This window comes from Roseateles asaccharophilus (genome assembly GCF_031458115.1).
GTDB lineage: Bacteria > Pseudomonadota > Gammaproteobacteria > Burkholderiales > Burkholderiaceae_C > Pelomonas > Pelomonas asaccharophilus_A.
Genome location: NZ_JAVDXV010000002.1, coordinates 739,888 through 763,411, shown reverse-complemented (window position 1 = coordinate 763,411; position 23,524 = coordinate 739,888). Strand labels below are relative to the sequence as shown.

17 protein-coding genes are annotated in these 23,524 nt (G+C 68.3%); 8 read left to right on the top strand and 9 right to left on the bottom strand.

The window, feature by feature from the left end:
* Position 1 precedes the first annotated feature (1 nt).
* Genes J2X21_RS08020 through J2X21_RS08005 form a run of 4 tightly spaced genes read right to left on the bottom strand, consistent with a single transcriptional unit; the run spans position 2 to position 4,949 of the window.
* A complete protein-coding gene (locus tag J2X21_RS08020) occupies positions 2-1,414 on the bottom strand; it encodes an efflux transporter outer membrane subunit (RefSeq protein ID WP_310327000.1) in 1,413 nt (470 codons plus the stop codon).
* 17 nt (positions 1,415-1,431) lie between these two features.
* Entirely contained in the window at positions 1,432-3,015 is a 1,584-nt protein-coding gene (locus tag J2X21_RS08015) for a DHA2 family efflux MFS transporter permease subunit (protein ID WP_310326999.1), read from the bottom strand.
* 9 nt (positions 3,016-3,024) lie between these two features.
* Positions 3,025-4,113, bottom strand: coding sequence for an HlyD family secretion protein (locus J2X21_RS08010; protein WP_310326997.1), 1,089 nt, complete (start codon positions 4,111-4,113; stop codon positions 3,025-3,027).
* The gene (locus J2X21_RS08005; RefSeq protein WP_310326993.1) at positions 4,110-4,949 is read right to left on the bottom strand and encodes a pirin family protein; all 840 of its coding nucleotides are present in this window, start codon (positions 4,947-4,949) and stop codon (positions 4,110-4,112) included. Before J2X21_RS08005 ends, J2X21_RS08010 begins: the two co-directional genes overlap by 4 nt.
* Before the next feature lie 111 nt (positions 4,950-5,060).
* Here J2X21_RS08005 and J2X21_RS08000 point away from each other — a divergent pair, with 111 nt between their 5' ends.
* Positions 5,061-5,972 carry a LysR family transcriptional regulator gene (locus J2X21_RS08000; RefSeq protein WP_310326989.1) on the top strand — a complete coding sequence of 304 codons (912 nt, stop codon included), beginning with the start codon at positions 5,061-5,063 and terminating at the stop codon, positions 5,970-5,972.
* A 1-nt stretch (position 5,973) separates the two neighbouring features.
* On the opposite strand, the gene J2X21_RS07995 is transcribed toward J2X21_RS08000, so the two are convergent.
* On the bottom strand, positions 5,974-6,804 hold the full coding sequence (locus J2X21_RS07995; protein ID WP_310326987.1) for a substrate-binding periplasmic protein: 831 nt from the start codon (positions 6,802-6,804) through the stop codon (positions 5,974-5,976).
* 81 nt (positions 6,805-6,885) lie between these two features.
* Positions 6,886-8,922, bottom strand: a complete 2,037-nt coding sequence (gene ligA / locus J2X21_RS07990; RefSeq protein WP_310326986.1) for an NAD-dependent DNA ligase LigA — start codon at positions 8,920-8,922, stop codon at positions 6,886-6,888.
* Positions 8,923-9,184: 262 nt separating this feature from the next.
* Here ligA and J2X21_RS07985 point away from each other — a divergent pair, with 262 nt between their 5' ends.
* Positions 9,185-11,053, top strand: a complete 1,869-nt coding sequence (locus tag J2X21_RS07985) for a carbohydrate-binding module family 20 domain-containing protein (protein WP_310326984.1) — start codon at positions 9,185-9,187, stop codon at positions 11,051-11,053.
* On the opposite strand, the gene paeA is transcribed toward J2X21_RS07985, so the two are convergent.
* The 3 genes from paeA to smc are packed head-to-tail and all read right to left on the bottom strand — an operon-like array spanning position 11,043 to position 16,914.
* Entirely contained in the window at positions 11,043-12,344 is a 1,302-nt protein-coding gene (gene paeA / locus J2X21_RS07980; RefSeq protein WP_310326981.1) for a polyamine export protein PaeA, read from the bottom strand. The genes J2X21_RS07985 and paeA overlap by 11 nt on opposite strands.
* Positions 12,344-13,402 carry a cell division protein FtsZ gene (locus J2X21_RS07975; RefSeq protein ID WP_310326978.1) on the bottom strand — a complete coding sequence of 353 codons (1,059 nt, stop codon included), beginning with the start codon at positions 13,400-13,402 and terminating at the stop codon, positions 12,344-12,346. Before J2X21_RS07975 ends, paeA begins: the two co-directional genes overlap by 1 nt.
* Positions 13,399-16,914 (bottom strand): chromosome segregation protein SMC, encoded by a 3,516-nt coding sequence (smc, locus tag J2X21_RS07970; protein WP_310326976.1) that lies wholly within the window; start codon positions 16,912-16,914, stop codon positions 13,399-13,401. Before smc ends, J2X21_RS07975 begins: the two co-directional genes overlap by 4 nt.
* 161 nt (positions 16,915-17,075) lie before the next feature.
* Between smc and queF the strand changes: the two genes are divergently transcribed.
* Genes queF through J2X21_RS07940 form a run of 6 tightly spaced genes read left to right on the top strand, consistent with a single transcriptional unit; the run spans position 17,076 to position 23,524 of the window.
* The gene (gene queF / locus J2X21_RS07965; protein ID WP_310327243.1) at positions 17,076-17,519 is read left to right on the top strand and encodes a preQ(1) synthase; all 444 of its coding nucleotides are present in this window, start codon (positions 17,076-17,078) and stop codon (positions 17,517-17,519) included.
* Entirely contained in the window at positions 17,516-18,706 is a 1,191-nt protein-coding gene (gene dapC / locus J2X21_RS07960) for a succinyldiaminopimelate transaminase (RefSeq protein ID WP_310326974.1), read from the top strand. Before queF ends, dapC begins: the two co-directional genes overlap by 4 nt.
* Positions 18,707-18,718: 12 nt before the next feature.
* The gene (gene dapD / locus J2X21_RS07955; protein ID WP_310326971.1) at positions 18,719-19,543 is read left to right on the top strand and encodes a 2,3,4,5-tetrahydropyridine-2,6-dicarboxylate N-succinyltransferase; all 825 of its coding nucleotides are present in this window, start codon (positions 18,719-18,721) and stop codon (positions 19,541-19,543) included.
* A 2-nt stretch (positions 19,544-19,545) separates the two neighbouring features.
* Positions 19,546-20,715, top strand: coding sequence for a PilT/PilU family type 4a pilus ATPase (locus J2X21_RS07950; protein ID WP_310326969.1), 1,170 nt, complete (start codon positions 19,546-19,548; stop codon positions 20,713-20,715).
* Positions 20,712-21,572, top strand: a complete 861-nt coding sequence (gene prmB / locus J2X21_RS07945) for a 50S ribosomal protein L3 N(5)-glutamine methyltransferase (protein WP_310326967.1) — start codon at positions 20,712-20,714, stop codon at positions 21,570-21,572. Before J2X21_RS07950 ends, prmB begins: the two co-directional genes overlap by 4 nt.
* Positions 21,569-23,524 (top strand): ATP-binding cassette domain-containing protein, encoded by a 1,956-nt coding sequence (locus J2X21_RS07940; RefSeq protein WP_310326966.1) that lies wholly within the window; start codon positions 21,569-21,571, stop codon positions 23,522-23,524. The genes prmB and J2X21_RS07940 overlap by 4 nt, the downstream gene beginning before the upstream one ends.

The following is a 23,524-nucleotide window of genomic DNA, read 5'->3' as shown; positions in this document are numbered from 1 at the left end:
CTCAGCCGCCGTTGGCGCCGCTCCAGCCGCCGCCCAACGCCTTCACCAGTTGCGCCGTCGCGGCCCACTGCGCGCCGCGCAGCTGGGCCAGTGCACGTTGCGTGGCCAGCGGCGTGCGCTCGGCCTCCGTCACGTCCAGATAGCTGACGGCACCCTGGTCGTAGCGGCTCTTTGCCACCGTCAGCGCCTGGCCGGACGAGGCCAGCGTGCGGTTCTGCGCCTCGACGACGGCCGCCCTGCCCTGCAGTTCGGCCAGCGCGTCGTCCACCTCGCGCAGCGCCAGCAGCATGCGACCGCGGAAGCTAGCCAGCGATTCGTCGACCGAGGCCTTGGCGGACGCCAGATTGGCCTTGTTGCGGCCACCCTCGAAGATCGGCAGCGAGATGCTGGGGCCCACGTTGTAGAGGCGTGCCGGCGCGGAGATCAGTGAGCCCAGGTCTTCGCTCGAGTAGCCGAAGCTGCCCGTCAGCTTGATGGACGGGTAGAAGGCCGCCTCGGCGATGCCGACCTGGGCCGTCGCCGCGTGCAGCTGCGCGAGGCTTTGGGCCAGGTCCGGGCGGCGTTGCAGCAGTTCGGACGGCAGGCCCGCGCGGATCGCCGGTGGCGCGCTCAGCGGCGACGCCTGCAGCTTCAGTGCCGCGGCCGGCTGGCCGGTCAGTGCGGCCAGCTGGTTCATCGCCAGCGCCTGGCGGCGCGGCATGTCGGCCACGTCGGCATCGGCGGCCGCCAGTTCGGCGCGCACGCGTTCCAGGTCTTGCGTCGTCGACGAGCCGGCATCGAAACGCGTCTGCGCGACCTGGAAGGCCTGGGCGCGGCTGTCGCGCACGCGTTGCAGCGCGGTGGCTTCATCGGCCAGCGCACGCCACTGCCAGTAGGCGGCGGCGACGTCAGCCGTCAGCGCCACGCGGGCGGCGGCGGCATCGGCCGTGGTGGCATCCAGCTGGGCCTGCGCGGCCTCGGTCTGGCGCTTGACGCGGCCCCACAGGTCCAGCTCCCAGCCGACGCTTGCCGACAGGCCGAAGCTCTCGCCTTCAAACGTGACCGCGCGGCCGTTCAGCACCGGCGTCGTCGTCGCCTTGGCCGACGTGCGCAGACCTCCGGCATTGGCGCCGACATCCACGCGGGGCAGGCGGTCGGCCTGCGTCGCGCCGAACACCGCCCGCGAGCGCTCGATGCGCGCGGCAGCCACCGCCAGTGTCGGGCTGGCGTGCAGCGCCTGCGCCTCCAGCGCGTTGAGCTGCGCGTCGTTGAACATCAGCCACCAGTCGCGCTGCAGCTCGGCACCGGCCGTCGTTGCTGCGCGATAGGCAGCCGGCGCGTTGGCCGCAGGCGCCTGGTAGTTGGGGCCCAGCGTCGTGCAGGCGGTCAGGGCGGCCGTGGCGACGAGGGTGAGAACGGTCTTGAGTTGGATCATCGTGATCTCTCCTGAATTCAGTGAGCGGCCTCTGCGGAAGCAGCGCCGCCGAGAACCTTCTTGCTGAGCCAGACGATGGCCACGCAGCTGATGAGGGCGGCGCCCAGGATCAGGAAGGCGTCGTTGTAGGCCATGACGAAGCTGTCGCGGCGCACGACGTTGTCCAGCGCCTTGAGGGCCATGTCTTGCGCGGTGGCGAGGTCGGCACCCTTGGCGGCGAAGTTCTGCGTCAGCGCGTCCAGCCGTGCCTGCGTGGCCGGGTCGTACAGCGTGACGGCCTCGCCGATGCGGGCGCTGTGCAGGTGCTCGCGGTTGGTCAGCAGCGTGGCCAGCAGCGCGATGCCCACCGAGCCGCCCAGGTTGCGCATCATGTTGAACATGCCCGACGCGCTGGGCAGCAGGTTGGGGGGGATGCCGTTCACCGCGAAGTTGGTCAGCGTGATCATGATCAGCGGCTGGCCCAGCGCGCGGACGATCTGCGCGGCGATCAGCTCCGGCCCGGCCGTGTCGGCGCTCATGTGCGTGTTCATGAAGCACGACAGCGCGAACAGCCCCAGGCCCAGGCTCATCATCACGCGGTTGTCCAGCTTCGTGGACAGCTTGGCCGCGAACGGCATGATGAACAGCTGCGGCAAGCCCATCCACATGATGACCAGGCCGATCTGCATGGGCGTGTAGTTCGCGATCTGGCCCAGGTACAGCGGCAGGATGAAGGCCGAGCCGTACAGACCCATGCCGGTCGTGAACGCGATGACGCCGGCGATCAGGAAGCTGGGTCGGCCGAGGATGTGCAGGTCGATGAAGGTGTTCTTGCGCGTCAGGCCGCGCCAGGCCCAGCCGTAGATGCCGGCCGCGGCCAGCACGGCGGCGCCGATGATGAAGTGGCTCTGGAACCAGTCCTTGGAGTTGCCCTCTTCCAGCATCGCCGTCAGCGACCCCAGGCCCACGCCCATGCACAGGATGCCGAACCAGTCGACATCGCGCAGCGCCTTCAGGTTCATAGCCTCCTTGTCCAGCCCATAGGCCACGCCGAAGATCAGCAGCAGGCCCGGCACCCAGTTGATGTAGAAGATGCTGGGCCAGCCGTACAGCTCGGTCAGGTAGCCGCCGATGGTGGGGCCCAATGTGGGCGCCAGCGTGGCCGTCATGCCGAACAGCGCCAGGCCGACGGGCCGCTTGTTCAGCGGCAGCTTGCGCGTGACCAGCGTCATCGCCATCGGGATCATCACGCCGCCCGTGAAGCCCTGGGCCGCGCGGAAGGCGATCATGCTCTCCAGGCTCCAGGCCATGCCGCACAGCGTGCTGAAGACCAGGAACAGCGCGACGTTGACGATCAGGTAGCGGCGCGTGGAGAACACCATGGCCAGGAAGCCGGCCAGCGGGATGACGACGATCTCGGCCACCAGGTAGGCGCTGGAGATCCAGGAGCCCTCTTCCTGCGTGGCCGACAGCGCGCCGAGGATGTCGCGCAGCGACGAGTTGGTGATGGCGATGTCCAGCACCGCCATGAAGGCGCCCAACAGGCTGGCCAGCACGGCGATCCAGGTGCGGCCGCTGACCTTCTGGTCGGGCGGCGGCGGGAGGTAGTTCTCGTTGCCCATGGTCGGGTCTTAGATCTCGACTTCCACCTGCACCGACAGGCCCGGCACGATGCGCGTCGCGGCCTCGCCGAGCGATTTCAGGCTCTCGGGCTCAAACACGACCTTCACCGGCACGCGCTGCACGATCTTCGTGAAGTTGCCGGTCGCGTTGTCCGGCGGCAGCAGCGCAAAGCTGGCGCCCGAGGCCGGCGCGAAGCTGTCGACCTTTGCGATCAGGTCGTGCCCCGGGAAGGCGTCGATATGCACATGCACCTTCTGGCCCGGCTTCATCTTGGCCAGTTGGGTTTCCTTGAAGTTGGCTACGATCCAGGTCTCGTTCTCGACGACGGCGGCCAGTTGCTGGCCCGGCTGCACGCGCTGGCCCACCTCCACCGTGCGCTTGCCGATACGGCCGTCGCTGGCGGCCTTCACTTCGACATAGCCCAGCTGGTTCTGCGCATCCTTCAGCAGCGCCTGCGTCGCGGCCTTCTGCGCGTTGGCGGACTGACGCGCGCTTTCCGCGGCGGCCACGGCCTCCTTGGCGGCATTGGCGCTGGCCTTCTTCGCGGCAAGGTCGGCGCGGGCCACGTCGCGCGCGGCGAGCGCGGCATCCAGCTCCTGCTTGGACGTGGCGCGCAGCTCGGCGCCAAACAACGCCTGGCTGCGCTTGGCATCCAGCTCGGTGCGGGCCAGCACGGCCTCGGCCTGGGCGACTTGCGAGCCGGTGGCGGCCGCCTGTGCCTTGGCCTGCGCGACCTGGGCGCCGCCGGTGGCGATGGCCGCATCGGCTTGCGCGATCTGCGCCTTCAGCCGCTCGACCTGCACGGCCGCATCGGCCGGGTCCAGGCGCAGCAGCACGTCGCCGGCCTTCACGACCGCGTTGTCCTGCATGCGCAGGTCGGTGACGACACCGGCCACGCGGGCCGACACCGGGTGGATGCGGCCGGCGATGAAGGCGTTGTCCGTCTCCACCAGATGCTGGCTGCGCCACCACATGCGGCCGCCCATCACCGTGCCGCCAATCAGCAGCAGTGCGCCGACGATGAGCAGCGGCACGGGCGGGCCGCTCTTTTTGCCGTTCTGGGCGGGCTTGGGCGCGTTTTCTTGCGGTGCGTTCATGACTGGGTTTCCTTGGGGACTGTGTTTGTTGTTCGGGGACTGAGACGGCCCATGCCGCCGGAATGGAAGCGCTGCAGCGCGGCGACGACCTGGCCCTCGTCGCTCATCGCGAACGGGCCGTGCCGCACGACCGGCTCGCGCAGCGGGCGGCCGCTGAAGCAGGCCAGGCGCAGGCCTTCGTCGGCTTGCAGGGAGATGGGCGCGAGGTCGGTCAGGCTCAGCGCGCGGCCCGGCGACAGCGGCAGTTCACCCGCCTGGCCATGGCCGCTCACGACGATGGCGAAGCCCTGCTCGCCCACCGCCAGCGCCGTGTCGAAGCGGGCGCCGGCGTCCACATCGACGATGGACAGCGCCGCCGGCGACACCAGGCGCAAACCCGCCTCGCCGCCAAAGACCTGCACGGCACGCCAGCCGGCGCCCTCGTAGCGCGGCATCTGCTCGGGCGCCAGCTTCAGCACTTCCGGTGCGCGCAGCTTCTGGTCAGCCGGCAGGTTCACGAAGATCTGCAGGCCATGGGCCTCGCGGCCGGCTTGGGCCGGGAACTCGTCGTGCATGACGCCGCGGCCAGCCAGCGTCCAGTGCAAGCCGCCGGGTTGGATGGCGTGTTCGCCGCCCAGCGAGTCGCGGCTGACCATGCCGGTGGCCGAGTCGTCGAACAGGTAGGTCACCGCCGAGAAGCCTGCATGCGGGTGCGGCGCGAACACCGGCTCGCGCATGCGGAAGTGGTCCACCATCAGGAACGGGTCCAGCAGCGCCAGCGGTTCGCGCCAGCCCTCGGCCTCGAAGCCGGAGCCGATGCGGTGGTGTTGGGCGGGAAACAGGCGGGCCGTTGACATGATGGCGGCGACTGTAGAAAGTTCCATTTACTGCGCATAGCCACAAAATCCAAACGCATCGTTCCGGAAACGAAACGAAATAAATCGAGACGCGAACCCATCATTGCGCCCATGAAAGTCGACGATCTGCTGTTGCTGGCCCAGGTGCACAAGGCCGGATCGCTGTCCGCCGCGTCGCGCGACCTGGCCGTTCCCAAGGCCACGCTGAGCCGGCGACTGACGGCGCTTGAGACCTCGGTGGGCGCCCGGCTGTTCGTGCCCGGCGCCAGCCGGCTGACGCTGACCGAACTGGGCGAGCAACTGGCCGAACGGGCGTCACGCCACCATGACGACATTGCCGAGACGCTGGGCTGGCTGGCCTCGCGCGACGCCACGCCCCAGGGCCGGCTGCGCGTGTCGGTGCCGGCGGAGTTCGCGATGCTGGTGCTGGCCGACAGCTTCGCGCGCTTCGTGCGCCGCTACCCCAAGGTGGAGCTGGAGGTGGACACGACGCCGCGCCGCGTGGACCTGTTCAACGAGCCCTATGACGTGGCCGTGCGCGTGGGCCCGGTGGACGAACCTGAGCTGGTCGCACGCCGCTTCATGGTGCTGGAGCGCGGCCTGTTCGCCAGCCCCGTCTACCTGCAGACACGGCCCGCGCCGCAGCAGCCGGCCGACTTGGCCGAGCACGATTTCGTCGTGCTGACCCAGGCGAAGGACGCCAACAAGCGCACGCTGCTGAACGGTGCGCAGCGGGCCGACATCGATTTGCGCGGGCCGCTGGAGGCCAACTCCATCGGCCTGGTGCTGGCGCTGACGCGCGCGGGCGGCGGCATCGGCAGCTTTCCCTACGGCATGGTGGCGCCCGACCTGGAGGCCGGCACGCTGGTGCCGGTGCTGCCGGACTGGCGCTACGAGCCGCTGGACGTGCACCTGCTGACGGCCAGCCGCCGGCTGATGCCGGCCAAGACGCGCGCCTTCATCGACCACCTGTTCGAGACCAAGCCCGACTGGGCCCGGTCCGGCCTGCTGACGGGCCGGTGAATCAGGGCGCTGGGCCGATGCGCTTCCAGACTTGGATATTGCTGTCGATCCAGCCGTTCATCAGCCCCTGGCGGGACAGCGCGTACATCGCCCGCGCCAGCCGGCCACGCAACTCCGGTGTGTTGCAAGGCGAGCGGTGCGACAGGGTCAGGTACAGCGACTCGCTCGCCACGGCCGGCCGCAGCGGCCGCACGTTCTGCATGTTCAGGCGCGCCACGTAAGCCAGCGCCGGACTGTCCTCGTAGATCAGATAGTCAATGCGCGAGCGCTGCAGCATCTGCAGGGCCTGCGCCAGACCGCTGACCTGCGTGAGTTGCAGATTCTCCTTGGCGTAGCGGTCGAACTCTTCGCCGAAGCTGTTGCCGATGACGGTGCCGCCCTGCAGCGGGGCGAGGTCACTCCAGCGCCGGTAGTCGAGGTTGCTGCCGCTGCGCACCAGCACGACGGAACGCGTCTCGCGGAACGCCGGATGGAAATAATCCATGTACTCGGTGCGCGCCAGCGTGAAGAAGGCACCGGCGATGAGGTCGATGCGACCCGCTCGCATCTCCTCCTGCACGCGGGCCCAGGGGCCCACGTAGCGCGCCTCAATGGGCACCCCAACTTCCTTGGACAGCCAAGTCAGCATCTCCACGTTGGCTCCGACGAGCCGCTCACTGCTCTCGGTGCTGCGCCACAGGTACGGCGGATACTGGGGATTGCCGGACGCGACCAGTTGGCGACAGGCAGGGGCCGCCCCCTGCACGACGTCGGGCTGCGCCTGTACCGCGGCAGCCTGCAGCAGCGCTGACCCCAACGTCAGCAGCCGAATGCACCAACGAAGCCGAGGCATGCTCCTCATCGATCGCGCCCTTGTTCAGTGCACGGGCCGCCCCGGCGCTCCTCGTGCACGGTATCACCGCGAACGGGCGATTCAACTTGCCAACAACCCGCGCAGACCCGCTTCGTCCAGCACCGTGATGCCCAGCGCCCGCGCCTTGTCGAGCTTGCTGCCCGCGTCTTCACCAGCGATGACGTAGTTCGTTTTCTTGGACACCGAGCCGCTGACCTTGCCACCCGCCTCTTCCACCAAGGCCTGCGCCTCATCGCGGCTCAGGGTGGGGAACTTGCCGGTCAGCACCAGCGTCTTGCCCAGCAGCGGTCGCGGCCGGTCGTCGCCCTCGCCTTCGCTTTCCTTTGGCTGGACGCCGGCCGCCAGCAGCTGCTCGACGACCTCGCGGTTGTGGCGCTGCGAAAAGAAGGTATGGATGCTGGCCGCGACGATGGGGCCCACGTCCGGCACTTCCAGCAGTTGCTCGACGCTGGCATCCATCAACTTTTGCAATGTGCCGAAATGGCGGGCCAGGTCCTTGGCCGTGGTCTCGCCCACCTGCCGTATGCCCAGCGAGAAAAGGAAGCGCGCCAGCGTGGGCGTCTTGCTCTTCTCCAGCGCGTCGACGATGTTCTGCGCGCTCTTCTCGGCCATGCGGTCCAGCGCGGCGAGCTTGGCCACGCCCAGCTTGTAGAGGCCCGGCAGGCTCAGCACGATGCCATGATCCACCAGTTGTTCCACGAGCTTGTCGCCCAGGCCCTCGATGTCCATCGCGCGGCGGCCAGCGAAATGCAGCATGGCCTGCTTGCGCTGCGCCGGACAGAACACGCCGCCGGTGCAGCGGTAATCCATGCCGCCACGCTCGCGCGCCGCCTCGCTCTTGCAGATGGGGCAGGCGCGCGGCATGTGGAAGTTGGGCACGTAGCTGGCCCGCTCGCCCGGCACGCGGCCCACCACCTCGGGGATCACGTCGCCCGCGCGGCGGATGATGACCTTGTCGCCCAACCGAACGTCCTTGCGGCGCATCTCGAACAGGTTGTGCAGCGTCGCGTTGCTGACCGTCGTGCCGCCGACGAACACCGGGTCCAGCCGCGCCACTGGCGTCAGCTTGCCGGTGCGACCCACCTGGATGTCGATGGCCAGCAGCGTCGTCACCTGCTCCTGCGCCGGGTATTTGTGCGCGACGGCCCAGCGCGGCTCGCGGGTCTTGAAGCCCAGCTTGGCCTGCAACTCGCGGGAGTTGACCTTGTAGACGATGCCGTCGATGTCGAACGGCAGCGCATCGCGCTTGGCAGCGATGGCCTGGTGGAACTCGACCAGCCCCGCTACGCCCTGCGCGACGACGCGGTCGGCGTTGACCGGCAGGCCGAAAGCCGCCAGCGCGTCCAGCATGCCGGCGTGCGTGGCGGGAATCTCCCAGCCCTGCACCTCGCCCAAGCCGTAGGCATAGAAGCACAGGGGCCGCTGGCGCACCAGCGCAGGGTCCAGCTGGCGGATCGCACCGGCCGCCGTGTTGCGCGGGTTCACGAAGGTCTTCTCGCCGCGCTCGCGCTGACGTTCGTTGAGCTTCTCGAAATCGTCGCGGCGCATGTAGACCTCGCCACGCACCTCCAGCACCGGCGGCGCGCCGCCTTTCAGCCGCAGCGGGATCTGGCCTATGGTGCGCACGTTCTGCGTGACGTCCTCGCCCGTCTCGCCATCGCCGCGTGTGGCCGCCTGCACCAGCACGCCCTGCTCGTAGCGCAGGTTCATGGCCAGGCCGTCGAACTTCAGCTCGGCGGCGTATTCCACCGGCGGGTCGGCCTCGGTCAGCCCCAGTTCGCGACGCACCCGCGCGTCGAAGTTGATCGCTCCGCCCTCGGTCGTGTCGGTCTCGGTCGTGATCGACAGCATGGGCACCACGTGCGTCACCGGCACCAGCCCCGGCAGCACAGCGCCGATGACGCGCTGCGTCGGCGAATCGGGCGTCAGCAGTTCCGGGTGCGCCGTCTCGATGGCCTGCAACTCGGCAAACAGCTTGTCGTACTCGGCGTCCGGCAGCGCCGGTGCGTCGAGCACGTAGTACAGGTGGGCGTGGTGGTTCAGCTGGTCGCGCAACTCGGCGGCGCGCTGGGCGAAGGGAGCAGTCATGCGCGGCATTGTCTCGTTTGCACGCCCCTGCTCAACCCTGCCGAAGAAACATGATTGCGTAATCAAACTACCTTAAAAAACATCTGAGCCTCCGGAGAATTTAGGGATGAGATCGCCAATTTAGTAGTTTTACTACTTATTTGCCATCGTTCATTGCCTAGAGTCGCTCCACTTTCCAGAACCAGGAAAGGCGGCCATGGCATGCAGTCGACTGGCCGAAACCGCTGCCCCGCATCGAGGGCAGGGTCAACACCCAACCCGGAGACAACTCATGCACAAGCTGCCCACGAGCCGCAGGCTCGCCCACGCCCTGACGCTGACCGCCAGCGCCGCCCTGGCCTGCCTGGCAACACCCGCCCAGGCACTGAATCCCAAGGCCACGTCGGTCCAGATGTTCCAGTGGTCGTGGCCCGACATCGCCACCGAATGCACGCAGTCCCTCGGCCCCAAGGGCGTGGGCGGCGTGCAGATCTCGCCACCGCATGCGTCCAAGGTGGCCAATGGCTGGTGGGGCGTCTACCAGCCGGTCAACTACGTGAACCTGACCAGCCGCATGGGCACACCGGCCCAGCTGCAATCCATGATCAACACCTGCCACGCCGCCGGCGTGCGCGTGTACGCCGACATCGTCGTCAACCAGATGGCCGACGGCAGCGGCACCGCCACCGACGGCTCCACCTGGAACGGCAACACGCTGAGCTACCCCTTCTTCAGCCCCAACGACTTCCACGCCCGCTGCGACATCCAACCCGGTGACTACAACACGCCGGCCGGCCGCTGGGCGGTGCAGAACTGCCGCCTGGGCGGCCTGCCCGACCTGGCCACGGAGAACCCCTACGTCAAGGGCCAGATCGTCAACTACCTGAAGGCGCTTCTCGCGCTAGGCGTGGATGGCTTTCGCATCGACGCCTCCAAGCACATGCCGGCGGACGCCTGGGTGGACATCATGAACACCGTCAAGGCCGCCTACCCGACGACGCTGCAGGGCGAGCCCATCTGGGTCACACAGGAAATCATCAACGACGGCGAAGCGGACCGGCCGAGCTACTTCCCCGTCGGCACGCTGAACGAATTCCAGTTCACGTACGCGATGCGCGACGTCTTCCGCGGCCACAACGGCATGACGCTGTCCAGCATCCCCGGCGTGATGGGCACCTGGGGCAACTGGGGCGGCAGCTGGGGCTTCATCCAGCCGCAGAACGCGACCGTCTTCATCGCCAACTGGGACACCGAACGCCACGGCGGCTCGCTCAACATCAACAACGCTGGCGGCAACGACGGCGCCAACCAGCGCTACACGCTCGCCAACATCTTCATGCTGGCCCAGGCCTACGGCGAGGCGCAGCTGTTCTCGGGCTACAAGTTCAGCAACGTCGACGCCGACCGCCCCACCACCAGCCCCTACAGCGGCGGCAGCCCGCAGATCAACGTCGTGTGGGACTTCGCGCACCGCTGGACGCCGCTGGCCAACATGGTGGGCTTCCGCAACGCCACCATCGGCCAGGCGCAGCAGAACTGGATCGTCGGCGACAACGGCAACCAGGTCGCGTTCAGCCGCGGCAATGCGGGCTTCGTCGCGCTGAACAACAGCGGCAGCGCCTGGACTCGCACTTTCGCCACGGGCATGGCTGCCGGCACCTACTGCAACGTCATCAACGGTGAGAAGAACGCCGCCGGCACCGGCTGCACGGCCGACAGCGTGACCGTGGATGCCAGCGGCAACGCCAGCTTCACGGTGCCCGCCAACAACAGCGGCAGCAACGCGGCCGTTGCCATCCACACCGGCCAGAAGACCAGCAGCGGCGGCGGTGGCGGCAGCTGCGCCGTGACCTTCACGATCGCCAACGCCAACACCAGCTGGGGGCAGAACCTGCGCGTGGTCGGCAGCGCGACGGGCCTGGGCGCCTGGGCGCCGGCGTCGGGCTTCGCGCTGACCATCCAGGGTTCGGGCGCCAACGTGCCCTGGAGCGGCACCGTCAACCTGCCGGCCGGCACGGCCGTCCAGTACAAGTACGTGAAGTGGAACGGCTCGACGGCCACCTGGGAGAGCAACCAGGCCACCGGCAGCGGCAACCGCGAGTTCACGAGCTGCGCGGGTGGCGGCACGCAGTCGCGCGCCGACGGCAACTTCAAGTTCTAGTGGCAGCCGCTACCGCGGTGATCATGACCTGGTCAACGCGGTAGCTGTCCACGTCCACGACCTCGAAGCGCCAGCCTTCCCATTCGACGACGTCGGTGCGCCGCGGGATCCGGCGCAGCATCACCATCAGGAAGCCGGCCAGCGTGTCGTAGGTGCCGGCATGCGGCCAGCCTTCGATGCCCAGCGCCCGCTCCACGTCGGGAATGGGCGTGATGCCGTCGGCCAGGAAGGAGCCGTCCTCGCGGCGCACGATCTGTTCCTCGTCGTGGGGCGCCACCAGCGCGCCCATCACCGTGCTCATCACGTCGTTCAGCGTGACGACGCCCACCACGCGGCTGTACTCGTTGACGATGACGGCGAAGTCCTCGTGCGCGTCGCGGAACTGAGTCAGCATCTCGGACAGCGTCAGGCGGTCCGGCACGATGAGCACCTTCTTGACCGGTGCGCCCGCGTCGGCCTGCAGCGACAGCGGTTCGTCGCGCAGCACGCGCTGGAACAGGTCGGTCGCGTCCACATAGCCGACGACCTGGTCGATGTCGCCGTCGCAGACGAGGTAGGTCGAGTGCGGCGTGTCGGCAATGCGGTTGCGGATCAGCGCATCGTCATCGCCGCGCGAGAAGAACACGATGCGCTCGCGCGCCGTCATGACCGTCTCGACGGTGCGCGTGTCCAGCTCGAACACATTCGCGATGACCTGCTGCTCTTCGTCCGCGACGACGCCGGCCTGGTAGCCCGCCTCGGTCAGCGCCAGGATGTCGCGGTAGCTGATGGTCTCGTCGCGCTTGGCCGGCAGACCCAGCACGCGGATCAGGCCCTCGGTGATGCTGCCGAACAACCAGGCCAGCGGCTTCAGCACGCGGCACAGGAACAGCATGGGCCCCACGAGATTCATCGCGATGCGCTCGGGCTCGTTCATGGCCAGGCGCTTGGGCACCAGGTCGGCCATCACGATGAAAAGCGACGTGATGCTGATGAAGGACGCCGCAAAACCCAGCGTCGCCGCCAGGTCGGGCGCCATCGCCAGCTGGAAGGCCGCTTCGAAATGAGGCGTGAAGGCGCCCTCGCCCACGATGCCGGCCAGGATGGCCACCGTGTTGACGCCGATCTGCACGACGGTGAAATAGTCGCCCGGGTGCTCCTGCACGTCCAGCACCTGGGCCGCGCGCGGGTCGCCCGCGTCGGCACGCTGCTGCAGGTTCAGCCGGCGCGATGCGGCCAGCGACAGCTCGGCCATCGAGAAGAACGCGCTGCCGAGGATCAGCAGGCTGATCAGCAGCAGCGACGTGGTCATTACGAGAACAACCTTCGCGCCGCCGGCGATCCCGCCGCGAGATCACGCTGGGCGAGCGCCTCGTAGAGCTTCTTCAGCTCCACATCGATGGCCGCGAACGCATGCAGGCCCAGCACCTGGCCTCGGTCGTCGCAGATCTCGGCCTCCAGGTCGCGCGCCAGCGCGCGCGCCGATTCCTGCCAGACGGCGAATGGCTCGGACTCCTGCGGCGTCTGCGGCACATCCAGTGCCAGCGTCAGTTCGCGCAGCGACAGCGCCTCGGGGTCCTCGGCCAGCGCAGCTTGTGCGTCGAATTGCAGCGTCAGCAGCGGCGGTGCGCCGTCCTCGCCCGAAGGCAGTACCAGGCGGCCCGGCAGCGAGCCGGCCACGAAGCCGTGACGGGCGGCCGACTGCTGCACGAAGCCCGGCGTCCACGCGGCCGCCTTGGCCCGCAGCAGCAGCGCCAGCTGCGCATCGTGGCTGGCGGCGAACTGGTCCAGCTCGCGGGCGCGGGCGACGACGTCCAGCATGTCGGGGAACTGCACAAAGCCGCCGATGCCGTCGGCAAAGGCCTGGATCTTCTGCACGAACTCGGAGTACTCGATCTCGTTGAGCGCCCCGCTGCGGTTGGCCATTTTCAAGCCGGCCTGGAACTCGCTGTAGCGCTGGCCCGGCGCGGGCAGCTCCCACTCGCCGGTCTGCGCGTTCAGGCCTTCGATCTGCAGCGGCTTGGTGCCGGCACGGCGGCTGCCCGGCTGGTGTTGCAAGGCCAGCTCGCCCGATGCCGGCTGCTCGACGGTGATGGTCGCGATCGCATCGATGAGCGCATCGATGCGCGCCGAGGGCTTGCGCTGCGGGCGCGCGACGGCGGGCAGCGTGACCTCCATCGTGTCGGGCTCCACGACGGCCGCAGCCTCGGCCACGGTACCCGCCGGCGGGGCGTCGAAGCTGGGTTCTTCCATCGGCGGCAGCGCGCGCTTGGGGCCAGCCTTGCGCGCCTGCCAGGCACCGTGCGCGACAACGCCGGCCAGCACGACGCCGCCGGCGATTGCGAGAAGTTCGGTCAGGGTCAGGTTCATGCCATCTCGGCCATCGCTAGGGCCTTGTCCATATCTACCGCCACGATGCGCGAGACGCCCTGCTCCTGCATCGTCACGCCGATCAGTTGTTCCGCCATCTCCATCGCGATCTTGTTGTGCGAGATGAAGAGGAATTGGGTCACGCGACTCATCTGCGAGACGAGCTTGGCGTATCGCTCGGTGTTGGCGTCGTCCAGCGGCGCGTCCACCTCGTCCAGCAGGCAGAACGGCGCGGGGTTGAGCTGGAAGATCGCGAACACTAGCGCAATGGCCGTCAGCGCCTTCTCGCCGCCCGACAGCAGGTGGATGGTGCTGTTCTTCTTGCCCGGGGGCTGGGCCATGACCTGCACGCCGGCATCCAGGATCTCGTCGCCGGTCATGACCAGCTTGGCCTGGCCGCCGCCGAACAGCTCGGGGAACATGCGGCCGAAGTGCTCGTTGACCTGGTTGAAGGTGGAGCCCAGCAGGTCGCGCGTCTCCAGGTCGATCTTGTGGATCGCGTCCTCCAGCGTCTGGATAGCCGCGTTCAGGTCGGCGCACTGCGAGTCCAGGAAGGTCTTGCGCTCGCGGGCCGCGGTCAGCTCGTCCAGCGCGGCGAGGTTGACCGCACCCAGCGCCGCGATCTCGCGGTTGATGCGGTCGATCTCGCCCTGCAGGCCGTACAGCTTCACGCCGTTCTCTTCGATGGTCCTGGCCAGCGCCTCCTGGTCGACCTCCGCGGCTTCGAGCTGCTCGCGGTACTGCGCGCCGCCCAGCTGCGCGGCCTGCTCTTCCAACTGCAGCTTGGTGATGGCCTCGCGCAGCGGGTCCAGGCTGCGCTCGAACGTCAGTCGCTGCTCGTCGGCCTTGCGCAGCCGCAGGCTCAGGTCGTCGTAGTTCGTGCGCACGGCGGCCAGCTGGCCTTCGCGCTCGACCTTGAGTGCCAGCGCATCCTGCAGGCCGGCCTGTGCGGCGGCGTCGTTGAAGCCGTCCAGCTCGGTCTGCAGGCTGGCGGCGGAGGTCGCCACCTGTGCGATCTGCGCCTGCGCCGTCTCGATGCCGCGCTGCAGCTCGCCGCGGCGGGCGGCCAGCGTCTGCGTCGCGAAGCGGGCTTCCTGCGCGCGGCGCTCCAGCGTGCGCAGCTGCTCACGGGCGTCGGCCAGCTTGCGCTCGGCGGCGATGGTGCCGTCTTCCAGCTCGGCATGGCGCTGTTGCGCGTCACCCAGCTGGATGTCCAGTTCCTCAAAGCGCGCCTCGCCGACCGCGCGGCGTTCCTGCAGCGCTTCCTGCTGCCCGGCAATTTCGGCGAGTTCGGCATCCAGCGCGCTGCGGCGCTGCTGGCTGGCCTCGGCCTGCTGCGTCAGGCGTAGCAGTTCGACATGGATCTGGTGCGCGCGCGTCTGCGCCTCGCTGGCCTCGCGGCGCAGCGTGGTCAGGCGGCCGTTGGCATCGTTGAACTGGTGCTCGACGCGCGACAGCGTCAGGCGGGCTTCGTCGGCGATCAGGTTCTGCGCGCGCTGAGCCGTCGTCAGCTGCTCGATCTCCTGCGCACGCGCCAGCAGGCCGGCCTGCTCCGAATCGGGCGCGTAAAAGGTCACCGAGAACTGCCCCACCGCATGGCCTTGCGGCGTCAGGATCAGCTCGCCATGCGTCAGCTTGTCGCGCGCGGCCAGCGCGGCGTCGAGGTTGGCGGCCGTGTAGACGCCTTCCAGCCAGTCGTTCAGCAGCGCGATGAGGCCGGTGTCATTGAGCTTCAGCAGCGAGGTCAGCTTGGGCAGCGTCTCGTGCGTGTTGGCGATCGCGCCGGCCGGCGTCGAATAGAAGGCCAGACGGGCGGGCGGCGCATCGATCTCGAAGGCGCGCACCGTGTCCAGCCGGCCCACGCTGAGTGCGCCCATGCGCTCGCGCAGAGCGGCTTCCAGCGCGTTCTCCCAGCCCTGCTCGATGTGCAGCTTGGTCCACAGACCTTGCAGCCCGTCTAGGCCGTGCTTGGCCAGCCAGGGCTTCAGCTTGCCCTCGGTCTGCACCTTCTCTTGCAGCGCGCGCAAAGCCTCCAGGCGGGCGGTCAGCTCGGACTGCTTGGCCAGCTGCGCATTGGCGTCCTGCTGCGCGTTGCGGCGCTGTTCTTCCATCTGCGGCAACTGCTCGGCCAGTTCGTGCAGGCGGGCGTCGGACAGGTCGCGCGCCTCGTCGGCCTCGGCGCTGCGGGCCTTCAGCGCCTCCAGCGCGTCGTGGTCGGGTGCACCCAGTGCGCGCGACTCGGCCGTCAACCGGTCCTCGCGCTGGCGCAGCGCCTTGACCTGCTCGTCCACGCTGCGGCTCTCGGCGGCCAGCACCTGGATCTGCTGCTGCACCTGGGCCACCAGCGCCCGCTGCTCGTTGGCGCGGGCCTGGGCGGCGCGCACCGCGTCCTCGCTGTTGGGCAGCTGAGCCTGCTGCTCCTCGGCCTGCGCGGCCAGGATCTCGCTCTGCTCGTCGGCACCGGCGATCTGTTCGGCAATGCCTTCCAGCTCGGCGGTGGACTGCTCCACGCGCTCGCGCCACTGCTGATCCTGCGCATGCAGCTCGGCCAGGCGCTGCTGCGCGCGGTTGCGGCTCTCGACGACGAAGCGGATGCGCTCCTCCAGCCGGCTCACTTCCAGCTGCGCTTCTGCGAAGCGCCCCTGCGAGGCATGCAGCTCGTCGCCGGCGGCGTAGTGCGCCTGGCGCACCTCTTCCAACTCGGCCTCGACCGCACGCAGTTCGGCCATGCGGGCTTCCAGCGCCGTCTGCGCCTCGGCGTAGGCCTGCTTGACCCGCGTCGCCTCGTTGCCGGCGTCTCGGGCCTTCAGCCACCACAGCTGGTGCAGCTTCAGCGTGCCGGCGTCCTGCAGGCTGCGATAGCTGGCCGCGACCTCGGCCTGGCGCTCCAGCTTTTCGAGGTTGGCGTTCAGCTCGCGCAGAATGTCGTCAACGCGCGTCAGGTTCTCGCGCGTGTCCTTCAGCCGGTTCTCGGTCTCGCGGCGGCGTTCCTTGTACTTGGACACGCCGGCCGCTTCTTCGAGGAACAGCCGCAGCTCTTCGGGCTTGCTCTCGATGATGCGCGAGATGGTGCCCTGGCCGATGATGGCGTAGGCGCGCGGCCCCAGGCCGGTGCCCAGGAACACGTCCTGCACATCGCGGCGGCGCACCGGCTGGTTGTTGATGAAGTAGCTGCTGGTGCCGTCACGCGTCAGCACGCGCTTGACGGCGATCTCGGTGAACTGGTTCCACGGCCCGCCGGCACGCGCACTGCTGTTGTCAAACACCAGCTCCACGCTGGAGCGCCCGGCAGGCTTGCGGTTGCCGCTGCCGTTGAAGATGACGTCCTGCATGGACTCGCCACGCAGCTCGCTGGCCTTGCTCTCGCCCAGCACCCAGCGCACGGCGTCCATGATGTTGGACTTGCCGCAGCCGTTGGGGCCCACGACGCCGACAAGCTGCCCTGGCAACTGGAAGGTGGTGGGTTCGGCAAAGGATTTGAAGCCGGCCAGCTTGATCGAATTCAGCCGCATGAAGCTCGGACGTAAGCCTTTGATTTGGCTAAAGAAAAGCGCCTTTCAGGGGCGCTTCGACGGGGGCGGATGATAGCATTCGCCCCCTCTCAGAAAGCCTTTGCACCATGGCCACCAAGAAGTCCGCTGCCGCCGCCCCCGCCAAGAAGAACAAGCCCAAGATGCGCGAGGTGCCTCCGAACCCGCCGAGCAAGCCCAGCAAGGACATCCTGGTCTTCCCGAACCCGAACCCGGAACGCGACTACGTCATCCAGTTCCAGGTGCCCGAGTTCACCTGCCACTGCCCGCTGACCGGCCAGCCCGACTTCGCCCACTTCACGATCGACATGATTGCCGACGAGCTCTGCGTGGAGCTGAAGAGCCTGAAGATGTACTTCTGGAGCTACCGCAACGAGGGCTCGTTCCACGAGAAGGTGACGAACAAGATCCTCGACGACATCGTCAAGGTCACCGACCCGCGCTTCATCCGCATCACTGCCAAGTGGTATGTGCGTGGCGGCATCTACACCAATGTCGTCGTCGAGCACCGCAAGGCTGGCTGGACGCCGGCGCCGCGCGTGGATCTGCCGACGCATGGCTTCGAGTCGGGGATGCTCGGCGCATGAATCCGCTGCTGGATCGACTGCACCCCTACCCGTTCGAGCGCCTGCGTGAGCTGACCGCCCACATCAAGCCCGATCCGGACTTCACGCCCATCTCGCTGGGGATCGGCGAGCCCCGCCACCCGGCACCGACCTTCATCGCGCAGGCCATCCAGGACGCGATGCCGCAGCTGGCCGGCTACCCCGCCACCGGCGGCACGGTCGCGCTGCGCGAGGCCATCGCCGGCTGGGTGCAGCGCCGCTATGGCCTCACGCTGAACCCCGCCACGCAGCTGCTGCCGGTCAACGGCTCGCGCGAGGCGCTGTTCGCCATCGCGCAGACGGTGGTGGATGCCAGTCGCGCCGGCGCCACGGTCGTCTGCCCGAACCCCTTCTATCAAATCTACGAAGGCGCCGCGCTGCTGGCCGGCGCCGAGGTGGCCTACGCCAACTCCGACCCGGCACGGAATTTCGCCGTGGACTGGTCGCAGATCACCGACGCAACCTGGGCCAAGACGCAGCTGCTGTACGTCTGCTCGCCGGGCAACCCCAGCGGCGCCGTGATGCCGCTGGCCGAATGGCAGGCGCTGTTCGAGCTGAGCGACAAGCATGGCTTCGTCATCGCTTCGGACGAGTGCTACTCGGAGATCTACTTCCGAGACGAGGCACCTCTCGGTGGCCTGGAAGCCGCAGCCCAGCTGGGCCGCAGCGACTTCAAGAACCTGATCGCATTCACGTCGCTGTCCAAGCGCTCCAACGTGCCGGGCCTGCGCTCGGGCTTCGTGGCCGGCGACGCCGCTCTGCTGAAGAAGTTCCTGCTGTACCGCACCTATCACGGCAGCGCGATGAGCCCGCTGGTGCAGGCCGCCAGCATCGCCGCGTGGAGCGACGAGGCCCATGTGGTCGACAACCGCGCACGCTATCGCCACAAGTTCGCCGAGGTCACGCCGCTGCTGGCCGAAGTGCTGGACGTGGCGCTGCCCGATGCCGGCTTCTACCTGTGGGCGGCTGTTCCAGATGGTGACGACATCGCCTTCGCCCAGGGGCTGCTCGCTCAATACAATCTGGTGGTACTGCCGGGCAGCCTGCTGGCCCGCCCGGCCCACGGCAGCAACCCCGGCGCCGGGCGCATCCGCCTGGCCCTGGTCGCCGACGAGGCCGAATGCCTCGAAGGCGCCCGCCGCATCGTCTCCTTCACGCAATCTCGCTGATCCTTGCCTCCCATGAACACCGCTGAACTCCAAAGCACGATCGACCTCGCCTGGGACAACCGCGCGTCGCTGGACCCCGTCAACGCCCCCGAGGTGCGCCAGGCCGTCGAGCACGTCATCGCCGAGCTGGACGCAGGCCGCATCCGCGTGGCCACCCGCGAAGGCGTGGGCCAGTGGACCGTGCATCAGTGGGTCAAGAAGGCCGTGCTGCTGTCGTTCCGCCTGAACGACAACCGCATCATGGGCGACAAGGAACTGACCTTCTTCGACAAGGTGCCCACCAAGTACGCCGGCTGGAGCGATGAGCAGCTGCGCGCCACTGGCGTCCGCGTGGTGCCGCCGGCCGTGGCCCGCCGCGGCAGCTTCCAGGCCAAGAACGTCGTGCTGATGCCGTCCTACGTGAACATCGGCGCCTACGTCGACGAAGGCGCCATGGTCGACACCTGGGCCACCGTGGGCTCGTGCGCGCAGATCGGCAAGAACGTGCACCTGAGCGGCGGCGTGGGCATCGGCGGCGTGCTTGAGCCGCTCCAGGCCAACCCGACCATCATTGAAGACAACTGCTTCATCGGCGCCCGCTCCGAGGTCGTCGAAGGCGTCATCGTCGAGGAGAACTCGGTGATCTCCATGGGCGTCTACATCGGCCAGAGCACGCCGATCTACGACCGCGCGACCGACACCGTCAGCTACGGCCGCGTGCCGGCCGGCTCCGTCGTCATCTCCGGCTCGCTGCCCAAGGATGGCGGCCGCTACTCGCTGTACGCGGCCATCATCGTGAAGCGCGTGGACGCACAGACCCGCTCGAAGACGAGCATCAACGAACTGCTGCGCGCATAACCATGAGCAGCCCCGGCGCCGGCAACATGGAACGCATCCTGCGGCTGATGGCCGACAAGGGTGCGTCGGACTGCTATCTGTCGGCCAACATGCCGGTGCTGATCCGCATCAACGGTCAGACCGTGCAGTTGTCCGACCAGTTGCTGACGCCGCCGCAGCCTCGCCAGCTGATCGCCGAGGTCATCGACCCTACCAGCCTGGCGGAACTGGACAACTCGGGCGAGCTGAACATGGCCGTGTCCGTGCGCGGCGTCGGCAGCTTCCGGCTGTCGGGCTTTCGCCAGCGGGGCTCCATCGCGGGCGTGTTCCGCCACATCCCGCACAACATCCCGACCATGGAGAGCCTGGGCCTGCCGGCCATCCTGGGTCAGATGATCAAGGAGAAGCGCGGCCTCATCCTGATGGTGGGCGCCACCGGCACCGGCAAGAGCACGACGCTGGCCTCCATGCTGGAGCTGCGCAACCAGACCATGACCGGGCACATCCTCACCATCGAGGACCCGATCGAATATCTGTTCAGCAACAAGCGCTCCGTGGTCAACCAGCGCGAGATCGGCCGCGACACGGCGTCGCTGCAGATCGCGCTGAAGAACGCGCTGCGCCAGGCGCCGGACTGCATCCTGATCGGCGAGATCCGCGACCGCGACACGATGACGGCGGCCATCAGCTACGCGCTGTCGGGCCACCTGGTGCTGGCCACGCTGCACGGCAACAACACCTACCACGCGCTGAACCGCATCCTGTCGTTCTACACGCCGGAGTCCCGTCCTGCGCTGCTGAACGACCTGGCCGCGGGCCTGAAGGCCATCGTGTCGCAGCGCCTGGTGCGCGCGACGGCCGGCGGCCGCGTGCCGGTGCTGGAAATCCTGTTCAACACCAAGCTGACATCCGAGCTCATCGAGCAGGGCGATTTCGCCGGCGTGAAGGAGGCAATGGAGAAGTCCATCGCCGAGGGCTCGCAGACCTACGAAGAGCACTTCGCCAAGCTCATCACCGACGGCACCATCACCCGCGAGGAAGGCCTGGCGTTCGCCGACTCGCCCACCAACCTGTTGTGGCGTCTGCAGAACGAGGCGCCCGGCGCCCGTCTGACGAACGCGCCGCGCAAGGAAGAGAAGGCTGGCGACGAAGCCAGCTTCACCGAAATCACCCTGGACGTCCGCGGCACTTGAAGCTGATTGACTGCATCGACACCCAAGCCGCCCGCCTCGCCCAGGCGGGCTTGTTTTTTGGCCATGGCACGACGAACGCCTTCGACGAGGCCGCCTGGTTAGCGCTGTGGCGCCTGGGCCTGCCGCTGGACGCGCTGGACGAGCACGAAGCGCGCGAGCTGACCGACGCCGAAGCGGCTTCGGTGGCGGCGCTGATCGACCAGCGCATCGCCACCCGCAAGCCCGCTGCCTACCTGACCGGCGAGGCCTGGCTGCAAGGAGTGCCGTTCACCATCGACGAGCGCGCCATCGTGCCGCGCAGCTTCATCGCGGAGCTGATTGCCGATGCCAGCATCGATCCCTGGCTGGGCGAGCACACACGGCGCGTGCTGGACCTGTGCACCGGCAACGGCAGCTTGGCCGTGCTGGCGGCGATGGCCTGGCCCGAAGTGGAAGTGGACGCTCTGGACATCAGCAGCGACGCGCTGGCCGTGGCCAAGCTCAACATCGTGCGCCATGACCTGACGGAGCGCGTCTCACTGCTGCAGGGCGACGGCCTGGCCGGCGCGCAGGGGCCGTACGACCTCATCCTGTGCAACCCGCCCTATGTGAACAGCCAGAGCATGGCCGCCCTGCCGGCCGAGTACCTCGCCGAGCCCGAACTGGCACTGGCCGGCGGCAGCGACGGCATGGACTTCGTCCGCACGCTGCTGCGGGACGCCCCCACGGCGCTGAATGACGGCGGCGTGCTGGTGCTGGAGATCGGCAACGAGCGCCCCTTCTTCGAAGCGGCCTTCCCTGAACTTGAAGTCGTCTGGATGGAAACCTCCTCCGGCGCTGACCAGGTGCTGCTGGTCACGAAAGAGAACCTGCTGTGATCACTCTCCGCGACATCACCTTGCGCCGTGGCGTCAAGGTCGTACTCGACAACGCCTCCGCCACGCTGCAACCCGGCGAGAAGATCGGCCTCGTGGGCCGCAACGGCGCCGGCAAATCCAGCCTGTTCGCGCTGCTGACCCACCGCCTGGGCAACGACAAGGGCGAGGTCGAGGTGCCCAAGCACTGGCGCCGCTCCGAAGTGGCCCAGAACATGCCCGAGACCGACGACGGCGCCACCGACTTCGTGCTGCAGGGCGACCTGCCGCTGGTGGCCGCGCGCATCGCGCTGGCCGAGGCCGAAGCCGCCGAAGACGGCCACGCGATGGCCGACGCGCACGCCGCGCTGGCCGACGCGGGCGCCTTCGACGCCCGCTCGCGCGCGCAGGCGCTGCTGATGGGCCTGGGCTTCCGCACCGAGCAACTGGACGCGCCCGTCAACAGCTTCTCCGGCGGCTGGCGCATGCGCCTGCAACTCGCCCGCGCGCTGATGTGCCCGGCCGAACTGATGCTGTTGGACGAGCCCACCAACCACCTGGACCTTGACGCCCTGGTCTGGCTGGAAGCCTGGCTGCAGCGCTACGACGGCACGCTGATCATCATCAGCCACGACCGCGAGTTCCTGGACGCGATCACCAAGGTCACGCTGCATCTGGACGAAGGCAAGCTGGTGCGCTACGGCGGCAACTACACCAGCTTCGAGACCCAGCGAGCCGAGCGCATGGTGCTGCAGCAGCAGGCCTTCGTGAAGCAGCAGGAAAAGGTCGCCCACCTGCAGAAATTCATCGACCGCTTCAAGGCCAAGGCCAGCAAGGCCAAGCAGGCGCAGAGCCGCGTGAAGGCGCTGGAGCGCATGGAGAAGCTGGCACCGGTGCTGGCGTCGGCCGACTTCAACTTCGAGTTCCGCGAGCCGCTGAACCTGCCCAACCCGATGCTGATGTTCGACGAACTCAGCGCCGGCTACCGCACCGACGAGGGCGACAAGATCATCGTCCGCGGCGTGGACCGCTCCGTGCTGGCCGGCCAGCGCATCGGCATCCTGGGCGCCAACGGCCAGGGCAAATCCACGCTGGTCAAGACCATCGCCCGCGCGCAGGCGCCGATGGCCGGCAAGCTGACCGAGGGCAAGGGCCTGTCCATCGGCTACTTCGCCCAGCAGGAACTGGACGTGCTGCGCCTGGACGAAGGCCCACTGGAACACATGGTGCGGCTGGCCCGCGACGTGGGCCCGCAAGGCCGCGAGCAGGAACTGCGCGACTTCCTCGGCCAGTTCCGCTTCACCGGCGACATGGTCAACCAGCAGGTCGGCAGCCTCAGCGGGGGCGAAAAGGCGCGCCTGGTGCTGGCCATGCTGGTATGGCAGCGCCCCAACCTGCTGCTGCTGGACGAGCCCACCAACCACCTGGACCTGAACACCCGCGAGGCGCTGTCGCTGGCGCTGAACGAGTTCGAGGGCACTGTCATGCTGGTCAGCCACGACCGCGCGCTGCTGCGCGAGGTCTGCGACGAGTTCTGGCTGGTGGCCGACGGCGTCGTCAAACCCTTCGACGGCGATCTGGACGACTACCAGCAGTGGTTGCTGGACCAGAGCAAGGAAGCGGCCCGTGCGGCCAAGAAAGGCGCCTCAACCCCGGCCCCCGCACCGGTGGCCGCTGCAGCGCCCGCACCTGCCGCACCCGCGCCGCGGGAAGACCGCAAAGCCTCAGGCCAGGCGCGCGCCAAGCTGGCCGAGCAGACGCGGCCGCTGCGCAAGGAGATGGAGACCATCGACAAGCGCATGCATGCGCTGGCCACGGAGCGCTCGGAGATCGAGGCTCAGCTGGCCGAAGGCGCCGCGGCGTCGGCCATTGCCGAGATGGGCAAGCGCCTGAAGGCCATTCACGACCAGCTCGAAGCCGACGAGATGCGCTGGCTGGAACTGGGCGAGCAGATCGAGGCGATGACCGCCGCCTGA